Annotated in this window: 18 protein-coding genes; 10 read left to right on the top strand and 8 right to left on the bottom strand. The window is 54.4% G+C overall.

Annotated elements, in window-relative coordinates; translation table 11 throughout:
- Both JAB6_RS19520 and JAB6_RS19515 read left to right on the top strand, forming a co-directional pair.
- On the top strand, window positions 1-857 hold an 857-nt coding region (locus JAB6_RS19520; protein WP_070304147.1), incomplete at its 5' end, for a phage portal protein.
- Window positions 854-1,069 (top strand): hypothetical protein, encoded by a 216-nt coding sequence (locus tag JAB6_RS19515; protein ID WP_070304146.1) that lies wholly within the window; start codon window positions 854-856, stop codon window positions 1,067-1,069. The genes JAB6_RS19520 and JAB6_RS19515, both read left to right, overlap by 4 nt.
- A 417-nt stretch (window positions 1,070-1,486) precedes the next feature.
- On the opposite strand, the gene JAB6_RS29055 is transcribed toward JAB6_RS19515, so the two are convergent.
- On the bottom strand, window positions 1,487-1,777 hold the full coding sequence (locus JAB6_RS29055) for a hypothetical protein (RefSeq protein WP_139143447.1): 291 nt from the start codon (window positions 1,775-1,777) through the stop codon (window positions 1,487-1,489).
- 294 nt (window positions 1,778-2,071) lie between these two features.
- On the opposite strand from JAB6_RS29055, the gene JAB6_RS19510 reads away from it, so the two are divergent.
- Window positions 2,072-2,449: a response regulator gene (locus JAB6_RS19510; protein ID WP_070304166.1), complete on the top strand. Its 378-nt coding sequence runs from the start codon at window positions 2,072-2,074 to the stop codon at window positions 2,447-2,449.
- Between the two features lie 71 nt (window positions 2,450-2,520).
- Here JAB6_RS19510 and JAB6_RS19505 read toward each other — a convergent pair whose 3' ends face one another.
- Window positions 2,521-2,781, bottom strand: coding sequence for a hypothetical protein (locus JAB6_RS19505; RefSeq protein ID WP_070304145.1), 261 nt, complete (start codon window positions 2,779-2,781; stop codon window positions 2,521-2,523).
- A 68-nt stretch (window positions 2,782-2,849) separates the two neighbouring features.
- A complete protein-coding gene (locus JAB6_RS19500) occupies window positions 2,850-3,131 on the bottom strand; it encodes a hypothetical protein (RefSeq protein ID WP_070304144.1) in 282 nt (93 codons plus the stop codon).
- A 216-nt stretch (window positions 3,132-3,347) separates the two neighbouring features.
- Between JAB6_RS19500 and JAB6_RS19495 the strand changes: the two genes are divergently transcribed.
- Window positions 3,348-3,626: a hypothetical protein gene (locus JAB6_RS19495; RefSeq protein ID WP_070304143.1), complete on the top strand. Its 279-nt coding sequence runs from the start codon at window positions 3,348-3,350 to the stop codon at window positions 3,624-3,626.
- Between the two features lie 368 nt (window positions 3,627-3,994).
- Here the strand turns inward: JAB6_RS19495 and JAB6_RS19490 are convergent, their stop codons facing one another.
- The 3 genes from JAB6_RS19490 to JAB6_RS19485 all read right to left on the bottom strand — a co-directional run bounded on the left by JAB6_RS19490 (window position 3,995) and on the right by JAB6_RS19485 (window position 6,849).
- Window positions 3,995-4,519, bottom strand: a complete 525-nt coding sequence (locus JAB6_RS19490; RefSeq protein ID WP_070304142.1) for an FxDxF family PEP-CTERM protein — start codon at window positions 4,517-4,519, stop codon at window positions 3,995-3,997.
- A gap of 321 nt (window positions 4,520-4,840) precedes the next feature.
- Window positions 4,841-5,050 (bottom strand): hypothetical protein, encoded by a 210-nt coding sequence (locus JAB6_RS29050; protein ID WP_139143446.1) that lies wholly within the window; start codon window positions 5,048-5,050, stop codon window positions 4,841-4,843.
- Between the two features lie 398 nt (window positions 5,051-5,448).
- Window positions 5,449-6,849, bottom strand: coding sequence for a PLP-dependent aminotransferase family protein (locus JAB6_RS19485; RefSeq protein ID WP_175444576.1), 1,401 nt, complete (start codon window positions 6,847-6,849; stop codon window positions 5,449-5,451).
- Between the two features lie 272 nt (window positions 6,850-7,121).
- Here JAB6_RS19485 and JAB6_RS19480 point away from each other — a divergent pair, with 272 nt between their 5' ends.
- Both JAB6_RS19480 and JAB6_RS19475 read left to right on the top strand, forming a co-directional pair.
- Entirely contained in the window at window positions 7,122-7,367 is a 246-nt protein-coding gene (locus tag JAB6_RS19480) for a hypothetical protein (RefSeq protein WP_034759085.1), read from the top strand.
- Between the two features lie 221 nt (window positions 7,368-7,588).
- Window positions 7,589-7,861, top strand: a complete 273-nt coding sequence (locus JAB6_RS19475) for a DUF4242 domain-containing protein (protein ID WP_070304141.1) — start codon at window positions 7,589-7,591, stop codon at window positions 7,859-7,861.
- Between the two features lie 190 nt (window positions 7,862-8,051).
- Here JAB6_RS19475 and JAB6_RS29045 read toward each other — a convergent pair whose 3' ends face one another.
- A complete protein-coding gene (locus JAB6_RS29045) occupies window positions 8,052-8,441 on the bottom strand; it encodes a hypothetical protein (protein WP_139143445.1) in 390 nt (129 codons plus the stop codon).
- A 40-nt stretch (window positions 8,442-8,481) separates the two neighbouring features.
- Window positions 8,482-9,228, bottom strand: coding sequence for a hypothetical protein (locus JAB6_RS29040; RefSeq protein ID WP_139143444.1), 747 nt, complete (start codon window positions 9,226-9,228; stop codon window positions 8,482-8,484).
- Window positions 9,229-9,468: 240 nt separating this feature from the next.
- On the opposite strand from JAB6_RS29040, the gene JAB6_RS19465 reads away from it, so the two are divergent.
- The 4 genes from JAB6_RS19465 to JAB6_RS19450 all read left to right on the top strand — a co-directional run bounded on the left by JAB6_RS19465 (window position 9,469) and on the right by JAB6_RS19450 (window position 11,277).
- Window positions 9,469-9,921 carry a GNAT family N-acetyltransferase gene (locus JAB6_RS19465; RefSeq protein ID WP_254671693.1) on the top strand — a complete coding sequence of 151 codons (453 nt, stop codon included), beginning with the start codon at window positions 9,469-9,471 and terminating at the stop codon, window positions 9,919-9,921.
- Window positions 9,922-10,416 carry a hypothetical protein gene (locus JAB6_RS19460; RefSeq protein ID WP_217494641.1) on the top strand — a complete coding sequence of 165 codons (495 nt, stop codon included), beginning with the start codon at window positions 9,922-9,924 and terminating at the stop codon, window positions 10,414-10,416.
- A gap of 97 nt (window positions 10,417-10,513) precedes the next feature.
- The gene (locus JAB6_RS19455) at window positions 10,514-10,717 is read left to right on the top strand and encodes a DUF3079 domain-containing protein (RefSeq protein WP_070304137.1); all 204 of its coding nucleotides are present in this window, start codon (window positions 10,514-10,516) and stop codon (window positions 10,715-10,717) included.
- Between the two features lie 65 nt (window positions 10,718-10,782).
- A complete protein-coding gene (locus tag JAB6_RS19450; RefSeq protein ID WP_070304136.1) occupies window positions 10,783-11,277 on the top strand; it encodes a prolyl-tRNA synthetase associated domain-containing protein in 495 nt (164 codons plus the stop codon).

Raw genomic sequence — 11,277 nt, 5'->3', positions numbered from 1 at the left:
CCAAGTCGTTCAACGCGGGCGTGCACCACAGCAGCGCCATCCACTTCAAGGCCAACGTGCTAGCGTCCACCCTGATTCCCAGCAAGTACCTGTCGCGCGACGCGTTCAAGCGCATGGCGCTCGACTTCCTGACGTTCGGCAATGCCTACCTGGAAGACCGGCCCAGCCGCAGCGGCAAGGCGCTGGCATACCAGCACGCCCTGGCCAAGTACATGCGGCGCGGCGTCGATCTGGACACGTATTTTTTCGTCAACGGCTACCAGGCCGTGCACCAGTTCGACAAGGGCCGTGTGTTTCACCTGATGGAGCCGGACGTGAATCAGGAGCTGTACGGCGTGCCGCAGTACCTGAGCGCGCTGCAGTCGGCCTGGCTCAATGAGGCGGCCACCTTGTTCCGCCGTAAGTACTACAAGAACGGCTCGCATGCGGGCTTCGTGTTCTACATGACGGACGCCGCCGCCAACACCCAGGACGTGGACAACCTGCGCCAGGCCATGCGCGACAGTAAAGGGCCGGGCAACTTCCGCAATCTGTTCATGTACGCGCCGAACGGCAAGAAGGACGGCATCCAGATTCTGCCGGTATCGGACGTCGCTGCGAAGGACGAGTTTTTCAACATCAAGAGCGTCACGCGCGACGACCAGCTGGCCGCGCACCGCGTGCCGCCGCAGCTCATGGGCATCCTGCCGAACAATGCCGGCGGCTTCGGCGCCGTGGAGCCGGCCGCGCGTGTCTTCGCGCGCAATGAGCTGGTGCCGCTGCAGGCGCAGTTCGAAGCGATCAACGAGTGGGCCGGCGTGGAAGTGGTGAGGTTTGCCCCGTATGACCTGGCGACAGGCGGGGAGGGCGCGCAATGAGCGACCATATCGACAACACGGACAAGATCATCTTCGCCGAAGTTGCGCGCGGCCTGGCCGCCGTGCGTCGCCGGCCGGGCCTGATGGCGCATGGCTGCTGCCACTACTGCGACGAGCCGCTGGCGCCCGCGCTGCTGTTCTGCGATGTGGATTGCCGCGACGACTACGACAAGGAGCAGGCGGCGATGATCCGCGCCGGCCGCCCAGGATGACCGCCACGCCGCGATAGCCGACAGGGTGGGGCCGCGACAGCCCAGCCGCGCCAGAGCGCCCCAGCCACCGTACAAGCCGCCCACGAGGCGGCTTTTTCACGTCCCGACGATTGATGTTGCTCTTGGAGTAAGAAAAAGGCCCGTTTCGGCCCGGCGCGCGCAGTTGTCCCCCCTCCACACCTGCCCGCTATATAGGGCTCTTTTGACTCAAATTTGCGCCATGGCCGAAGGCGCATGAGGACTGGCGCGGCGGGGCGAAGAGGGGGCGTGCGTTTTGACGCATTTTGACGCACTTTGAGAGGTTTTCGTCTGACTTGTATGCTTCCCCGTGGGAAGGAAGAATTTTCGCACTGATGGGGCTGTATAGCAGCCTCACGAGTCATGTCTATGTGATACTGAACATACTAGAAACTGACGTTAAAGAGTCGTTTGAGACTCCTTCGGCCAGGAAGTGGATTTGCCATCTTGTGGCACAAGTGCAACCACTCCGCCTGTTTCTATGAGCTGACATGCTAACGCAGAAGCTTCGATCCGTGCCGCACGCTCTGACTTAAATACGCTTGGCGTTGGGATTTCAATAATAGGGGAATACTGTATTCCTGAATGAGCGGTAAGGAGAACCATACCTTGATACATGCCGTTCACTTTCTTGTAGGTGACTATCTGGTATTCATAGTCACCATGTTGCAATTTTTGGTCATTTCCCATTGATGCCTCAGTCAAGAAAGATGTTAGGTATTCAATTTCGAATTTACATTTTAGAGCATTTTTAGAAATTGAAAAGCACAGTATAGTCAGCAACTAATGTGCGTTTTGATCCAGTGGAAACCAATGATATTATTTCATTTTATGCATGTTTTTCTGAAAGTTATGTATAATTCCCATCAAGCAATCTTAACTTCAGTCCTCGCCCCTGACTGTTCAAAATTTCAGCCGCCTTGAACTTGCCGGCTCAATATGTGTCCCTACATGTGGATGCATTTCATGAACGGCAGGTGCTGTATGGCAAACCAACTTTCCCCCTTGCGAATCATGATTGTTGATGACAATCGTGATGCCGCCGATCTTGTCGCGGAATTTCTTGTGATGTGTGGTCATGAGGCTGTCCCCGTATATGGCGGGGCCGAGGCACTGCAGACGGCCGATAGCTTTGTCCCTGATGTGGTCTTCCTTGATTTGGGAATGCCTGGCGTGAACGGCTTGGAGGTTGCCTCCACCCTCCGGCAGGCGTCTCGCTTCCAGCACATCAAAATGATTGCCCTCACTGCCTGGAGTGATAACGCCACTCGGATGCAGACTAAGGCCGTGGGCTTCGATCATCATTTGGTCAAGCCGGCAGACTTGGGCGACATACTCGGCCTGTTGAGTGTCGGCGCCTGAGTGTCGGAATCGTATGGCCTGGTATCAACGAATTGACTCTTTGCTCACTAAATGGTTTAAACATTTCTACATTAGCCGTTCTCAGGGCATTCAGTATGTATGGGCAGCGTTTGCCCGCTCCAGTCGAAAGAGCTGCCGGCTGGACTGTCAAAACGGTGCTGGGCGATTATCTTGTCATTACAAAACATTGTGACCTGATAAGGCTGCCGGTTGAGAAATTCGTAGCCGACTAGTTCTCGAAACGCGGCCTTTGCGACGCTTTCGTCACCTGTCTTGGTCTTGGCCCATTCATAAATGTGCTTGTCTGCAACGGATAAGTAGACTTCATACATTTTGCAAGCTCACAGAGTCGTCAGAACTTAGATCCCTCTTGCTGCGCAAAGTTCCATGAAGTCTGGTGTCACAGCGGCAAACGTGTCAGTTGCATGGTCTCAGAGTGGAAAAAAACCTCAATCGCCTGACTTACGACCAGTTCATGCGCGTAGGCGGATGCTTCAATTTCAGCAGCTCTAATCGACCTGAAAGCGCTGGGTGTGCTGATCGTCACAGATTGATCCAGCAAAGCACATGGCACACCAATTTTCATAAACACGATGACTCCTCGATGTAGTTCATTCGTGCAGTGTTCTGTTGTTAAATAGTATTCATACTCACCCATACAATGCATATGCGAGAACTGCATGAGATTTTCCTTCTTAAGAAGACCGCCCCCAGTATGTTCTGACGAGCTTGCAAGAAGTCGGAAATACCCGATAGTATTGATATAGATCAATAGCTTTGTATGCCATAAGGCTATGTCTCGACCGGAGCATGCCGGCGATTTACGTTAACATTGTAGTATCGGCTCGTCATTTAGTTGTTGAATTTGCATTTTTTACCGGGTTTCCAGGAGGTAAGAATGAATTCAGATATCCTTGTCTCTGACGGACATTCGGAACAGTTTGACCAAGAGCGTGAGTTTTATAACTTGCTTGGCCTTGAGTTGGGTGACCTGATTGCAGCTAACGTTGCAAGTGTTGACTTGGTTGAGGTTCAAAGCCGATTACTTTTGATTGGTAGCAAATTTCAAAGAGAAAATGCACCTGCGCACATCGGCGCCATGCTGACAGTTGTGTTGAGGGTCATCTTGGAGCGTCAGCGAATGAATTTACTTCACCGCACCGATGATATCGGATAGCAAAGGCGAACGTTATTTCTTGTACGCGTTGTGCTGAGGGCACGGGTACGTAAAGACTTTTATGTACCGATGATCGTGTGTAGCTAGATTGGTAGTCGTGGTTCTAATCAGCTTTTCAACTGATCCAGCTTCCATAGACCCAACGCATCAGTCCGTGAGCCGGTATCTGACTTTCTTGACATCATCCATCGTGTGACCTATAAAGTAATAATAGCTCGTGCGTAATACTATGTTAAAGCTCCAAAGTCCCCAACTTTGGGGCTTTTTTTTATTTTCTGTATTGGTGTTGGACGTAAATCCAGCAAATTGGAAACCAATTTGGTCGATCTGAACAAAAAAGACGCCGCAGCGTCTTTTTGGAGGAGCACTCAAGATTGTTTCCGACGCCGTGCCAGGAAGCCCAGTATGCCCAGGCCAGCCAAGAGCATGCCATAGGTTTCCGGTTCAGGAACAGGAGCCAGGTTCAGGTTGAAGACGCCGCCATAGCTGCCGCCCTTGGTATTCCCCATCACGGTCAAGACCAGCGGGCCATTGAACAGGATGCTCGTTGGTGCGAGTATCTCACCTTGGGCATAGCCAAAGACGGTGGGGCCGCCAAAGCCGGTCAGTCCAATGCCGTTCAGGTCGGCGCTGGTGAATTGGATGGAGGAACTGTCCGAACCCGTGACGGACAGGTTGGCCAGGAAGGCTTGCGCGGTGGAACCGAAGGTCGCGTTCGGTGTGAACGTGAAGGTATCGGTGAAGTCGCCGAGCGGGCTGGGCACGGCGCTGAAGCCGCTGGTCCACAGATTGCCGGTGGTGTTAACGAGGTTGACGGTGTAGGCGGTAGCGTTGGCGCTACCGATGGAAGCAGCGCTCAGTACTGCCACTGCGATGAGTGACTTTAGTTTCATCTTGATCTCCCCTGAAAAGCGATTAATGTTTCAAAAAACCATGTTGCGATGACAAATTATCACTAATACTAACAGTTATCAATGTTATATTTTTATATCGCTACTTTCACTTAGATAGCCCGTTTCTACTATACGGGCATAAATTTCGAATGATTGCTAAAATAAAAACACATATTATTAATATTGCACAAAAAAAGAATATTTTTTTGTACTGAAAATACTGTTGCATAGGTACCTAATTGCTATTTGGAAAGAAATTATGCAATGGCATGCCGTTTCGGTTTATTGCATGCTAGATTGCGAAATGTTGATTAATGTATATCAGTCTCTTTCCGAGTCGGCGGTTGGGGAGATTATTACTGATGGTTCTTCATCCGCCTTGGTACGGAAGTAGTGGGTGCCTGATGATGCCCAGTCAGCCAGCCGCTGTAATTGATCGATCAGCACGGTGACCTGGCAGCCGGCGGCCACGCCGCCGTAGTTGAGCTGCAGCATGTCGCCCCGGTGATGATGGTTGGTGCAGGTATACAAGACTTCTTGTAGCGATCTTTATGCGTAGGTAGTATGGTAGGTACGGTTGGAGTATGGTGTCTTGAAAGCTGCATAAAACCTAGATATTCGCATTACACCGCTTCCGCCAGGAATAAAGAAACCGCCTTCGGGCGGTTTTTTATTGCCTGGAGGAAGCGAGCAGGGCGCCTGCGCGCCCTGCGTGTGAGATTCGGGGCGGGCTGGGCCTACCGGCCCAGCCCGCCCCGAATCCTCCATCTGCTGCCGCTGTGCGGCAGCCCGCGCGCCGCAGGCGTGCGTTTCGTGGTTCTAATCAGCTTTTCGGCTGCGCCAGCTTCCACAGCGCCCAATGCATTGGTCCATGTCTGAAAGCCGGACTAGCTCAAACTGACCAAGAACTGACACCGGCCAGCAAACACTTAAACCACAGCAGCACTAAACGATTCGGGTCGCCGCGCAAGCAGATGAGACAGTCGTTGCAGACCCGCCTGCAAGCGTCCACGGTCCTTGATGCTGCCCAAAGAGATACGAATGGCATTCACGGATACGCTGCCAGTGGCGAATGCCTCCGCCGGCGTGACTGCGATGCCGTAGCTGGCGGCTGCATGCGCAAGTTGTGATGAGTTCCAATATGCCGGCAACTCGAGCCATACATGCAGGCCATCTCCAGCGCCGCTGTAGCGTCCCGCCAGAATATCGCGGGCCATCCGGTGGCGCAGGCGCGCCTCCTTGCGTACGCCTGCCAGCAATCCGTCAGCCGAACCGTCGAGTATCCACTGCGTGGCCAGTGCGGCCGTCAAAGGAGCGACCATCAGCGCAAATGATCTGAGCGCGACCAGGAAGCGTTCGCGTTCGTATGGGTCGCGTATCAGCACGAAGGCGACACGCAAGCCGGGCGTCAGGCATTTTGACAGGGTGGAAATGTAGACCACCTGTTCCGGGGCAAACGTGGCGACAGGCGGCGGCGGGGCATCGGCAAGCAGCCAGTAGGGATCGTCCTCGACGATGCGTACATTGCAGCGCTGCGCGATGCTGGCGAGCTCCTTGCGCCGGCGTTCCGGCATGGTGATGGCGGTCGGATTCTGTAATGTCGGATTGAGGTAGGCCAGCCGGGGCTTGTGCTGGCTGCATGCTTGCTCAAGCATCTCGGGCAGCATCCCGTGCTTGTCCGCTTCCACGGCAATGACGTGCCGGCCGAATTGGGTCGCTGCGGCACGCAAGCCGGGATAACTCGTCGGTTCTGCCAGGATGACATCGCCAGGTTCCGTCAGCGCAAGGATCAGTGCGGCGATTGCCGCTTGCGCACCGGGACAGACGACAACCTGTCGAGAATCCAGATGTCCAAACATCGGTGCCAGCCATTTGGCGCCAGCCTGACGGTCGGAGTCGCTTCCTCCGCCCAAGTGGTAAGTCATCAGTAACTCATTGTCTGCTCGCATCAATACCTGAGACAAACCTTGTTTCAGCATGTCATCGAAGTCCACGCCATCGGGCGGTGGCGGGGTATTCATGGAGAGGTCGAGGATAGCGGTCAATTCGACTTTCGGCGCCGCAACATACGTGCCGCGGGCGCCGCGGCCCTCCAGCAAGTTGCGGCGCCTGGCTTCGTCGTAGGCGCGCGTGATCGTCGTCAGATCGACGTCCAGCTGTGCTGCCAGGTGGCGCTGCGGAGGCAGACGGTCGCCCGGTGTCAACGATCCATCTGCCACCGCCGCCTGCAAGGCGTCGGCAATCTGCAAAAAACGTGGCCCCCCGTGCGCCAGCAATCGCGGCAACCAGGTAGTCAAATGCTCATCTTGTATGGTTTTCAACTGGGACATTTTGTCTAAATGTATGGAGATTGTTTTAAGGTAGTATGCATCATAACGTGCAGCAACACCAATCTTGCATGGCAGTCGCTGACGTTTCTCCTCTCTCATCTGCATTCGGCACGTCGCTGCGCTTGATGCCATGGTTATTTCATAGCTGGCTATAATGAAAGAGTCAAACAGGATGCCTGGGGGATGGTTGGAGCAGAAGCTGCTGAAGCAGCGTTTTGAGGCAGTGCTCCTCACGATAGATAGTGTCAAGTAATAGACTGGAAATACTTAAAATGCTGGATTGGACCCCTATAGTTTTCGTTACCTTCAAGGCTCTCGTGCTCGGCACGGGCATGTTCTTCGCCATCAAGTGGCATTACGATCAAGGGAAGAAGGATAAGGACAAGGCGAAGCAGAATCGCGCTGTGCTGCGCGCGAGTGGGAAGGTGGTCGCAGGTTTCGTGCTATTGCTCATGGGCCTGGGACTCGTCACCTTCGTCGTTGTCAGGATGGTCGGTTTGGACATGACCCTCCCATGATGGCAAAGAATAGGCGGCCGATATCGAGTGATGCGGCAGCCATTCCCCGATGCGGCTAGTGGCTAGCCCCGCGCGCCGCATGGACGCGTATCGGCATTTTGTGGTAATTCAAATAACACTAACCAGCCAGCGTGGTGTATAACGAATAGACGTCACGGCATGTGTGACGTATGGCACCGGCGAGTGCTGTACTCGCCCGGAAACCTCATAAGGAGAGCGCTATGCCAAAGTATGTTATTGAGCGTGATATTCCCGGGGCTGGAAAGTTATCAGAGCAAGAGCTTCAAGCCATTTCGCAGAAGTCATGCGGTGTACTAAACAAGATGGGACCACAAATTCAATGGCTCCAAAGTTATGTGACCGGCGATAAAATCTTCTGTGTTTACATCGCTGCAAATGAAGAGCTGGTTCGCGAACATGCCCAGCTAGGCGGCTTCCCTGCGAACCGCGTGTCGGAGGTTATTTCGGTCATTGATCCGACTACGGCGGAGTAGTGCCGCCCAAGTACTGTAGCCTCGTCCTTGGCGGAGCTTCGCTCTGGTAATGCTGAACGTGGCCAAGCCGTTGCCGCCGCGCGGCAGCTCCGCGCGCTGTGGGCGCGCGTTCGATTATCTAATCAGATTTCGATTGAGCCAGCTTTCACAACACCCAACGCATCAGTTCGTTTCTTCAATCCTCACCTGATCATTTACGCGCGACCGGCCCCTTATCGACCGGCACAAACACTTCCCATTTATGTTGTATCGTGGGCTTTACGGTCTTGTCGCAATTCACAGCAACATTCGGTCCAGACAGGCCATGGCTCTTCGGAACCCATCTCACCCGCAAAGCTACCGCACATTTTGCCACCAGAATCTTCCGGTTCGGCTCCAATACCTGCCAGCTTGTTCCATTTTTGGAATTCTCGGCAGTCATGAATTTTACTGCTGCATCCCTGATTTCAAACAAGCCATGTATGTCACCGCGTGTCCGATCCTCGTCAAGCGTAGCAGCGAATGCCGATGCGGTACCGGCGGCAAGAACGCCGACAAGGGCGGTGCACACGCGTTTATTCAATCGTAACGGTAGCAACATATTTACTATCCAAATCGGCAACTTCGCCACCCTCACAAAATCAAGCCACTTCACCGCGTCTATAAACAAACTCCTGACGGCCAATACCCTGCGTAACAAAGTCCGCATCCGGCGGTATGGTTTCCCAGAAAAACACATGTTTAAAAATGGGGATTTTGTTGAATTTTTTCGAGCGGAATATCCATCTGTTTTTCGTGAAATCGCTGTAGCGGTCGCCTTTGAACTGCTTGTGCACAGTGGTGAAAGGAAGCAACCTTTCCGCAATATCCGGGAATGAATAATCGGGATGGTTTTCCTTGAATTTCTCAAAAATTTCAAATTGATCTCTGCAGATAACTTGAATGGCAGTTTCCGGAAAGCGATAGCGCGGGGACCACAGGACGTTCCAGCCTGATTCGATTTCATTGATGAAATCCACCAGGCGCGGCGTCATGATATAGGCGTCCGACTCGATATGGATGATCTTATTCACGCCTAATTCATTTGCCACCTTGACCGAGTGGAGAAAGCTGCGCCACCAGCCAGGGTAGTCTGCCCCGCTTTGCCGTCCCAGATTGTTATCGAAGCGAATGATGAGATTTTTATCGCCATTCGACGCCAGCGGAGCGCTATGGGAAACTGTATTGATGATTTCGGCAGGTGGAAGAAATGGCGATCCATCATCAATCATTATCTTCTTTACTGCATTGATTGGAATATCTTCGTAGTAATCGAGCCAGCGTTGATACCGGCTTTCCCATGACGGGGCATCTTTAATAAAACTGGTGCAGAATATAATGGCTTTCATTTGCTAAGCACATTCCTTGTGTTTGAAAATCCAGGTTACTCATGATTGATCATTAAAATTTGCAACTATTTTAACAGATTGGAGGCGCCCTAATAACTGAATGGACATTCCGGCGATGCGGTGCCGCCTCCGCCCGCAGTACAGGCGGCCAAGCATCGGCGCAAGGCCAAGAGGGCCCCAGGCTGTTCACTGATGCCGTAGCGTCCATATGCCTCAATCATCGCTGGTGATACTATCCCCATGGCAAAGGTCTCCCATGCGCAATCTTCTTACACCCGTGAACCAATGAAAAACACCACTATCGAATATCGTCATAACTTTCCCCTTGATCCGCTGGACGTTGTTCGTGTGTTCGATCAATCCGGCATCAAGCGGCCCACCAGCACCCTCCCGCGAATCGCGCGCATGTTTGCCGCGCCTTGCCTGGTGCTGTCGGCATGGGTGGATGGCGAGCTTGTGGGGCTGGCCCGTTCGCTGACCGACCATGCGTATTGCTGCTACCTCTCGGACCTGGCCGTAGACAAGCAGTACCAGGGCCTCGGTATCGGCAAAGAACTTGTCAAACGCACCCAGGCCATCATCGGCGAGGAAGTGTCCTTGATATTGCTGTCCGCCCCCGATGCCATGTCCTACTATCCGACACTTGGTTTTGAGCCTGCCGGCAATGCTTTCGTCATTCGGCGCAAACATTGAGTGAGCGCTTCAAGCCATTCCTGCGCCCTGATGAAACCCGTCTACACCCTCGCAGAAGCCCTGGCACAAGACCCGGCCCGTATCGCCAAGACCCGATCTCTCACTCTCGACAGTTCCAGGCCCCGCATGGGCCTGAAAGGCAGCCAAGGCCTGTTCGCTTCGGACGAGTGGTGGGAAAGCATCAAAGCCGGGCGCATCCAGACGCAAACGGTGACGGGCAGGATCGAGCGCACGTATTTCGCGGGCCAGGATAGCCGGCGTGGCGATCAAGTCAACAGTTTTACCTTGCGCCTGGCGGATGGTTCGACATGCGACGAGAGCATCTACACGCACCGCAAGCATGACACCAAGCTGTTCGTGCCTGGCGCCATGGTGACGATGGTGTATGCGCTGGACGAACTCAAGGAGCAGCCGGCCGCCGACGGTAGTGTCAATGTGGCGCGTATCGTGCTGGAAGGGTATTGTGTCTTTCAGCCACACGAGCCATCTGCATAGAATTGACCTCGGACAAATTCCTCACTGGAATTCGTTTGACCGCCTCACGCGCCAGGTCTAGAGTCAACAAGGAGACTTCAACCGACTGCGTCCCCCCATGGCCAAGCCCTTTCCCCTGAACCCCAAGAACCCCGAACGCATCTGCTGGGGCTGCGACAAGTATTGCCCGCCGGACGCCATGCGTTGTGGCAATGGTTCCGAGCGCACGCAGCACCCAATCGAACTGTTTGGGGAAGGCTGGAATGACTGGGGGCTGGCGGCTGCCGACAAGGCCGACAAAGAGCAAGAGCATAAGCCGTGATGGCAACCCCCACCACGCATTGACCCGCTACAATTCCTCATCGCATCCGCGCCGAGGAAATACCCATGCAAGCAACCCTGTCCCGCTGGCTGGAAAGCCATGCCGGCGATTGCCCATTCGTCGAGCATCCAGCCGTGTACACGATCGCCCAAGCGCTCATCCATGTGCCGGCCATGTCCGGCTTGATGGTGAAAAACCTGTTCGTGCGCGACGAGAAAGGGCGCCGGCATTTTCTCGTCATCGTGCCTTTCGACAAGCGCATCGACCTGGCGGCGCTGGGACGTTTGCTGCCGTCGAGCAAGCTGAGCATGGCTTCGCCCGAACGCCTGCTGCAGCACCTGGGCATCACGCCTGGGGCCGTCAGTCTGTTTGCGCTGATACACGACAGCGTGCAGGCGGTGGAACTGCTGCTGGACCAGGCCGTGTGGGATGCTGATTCAGTGCAAGCCCACCCGCTGCGCAACACGGCCACGGTGGCGCTGTCGCATGCCGCCTTCGTCGATTTCCTTGCGCACACGGGCCACGTGCCCCGCATTCTGGACGTGCCGGCGGCGAGTTGA

Source organism: Janthinobacterium sp. HH104 (genome assembly GCF_001758715.1).
Lineage (GTDB): Bacteria > Pseudomonadota > Gammaproteobacteria > Burkholderiales > Burkholderiaceae_D > Janthinobacterium > Janthinobacterium aestuarii.
This window is presented reverse-complemented; position numbering and strand designations above follow the sequence as displayed.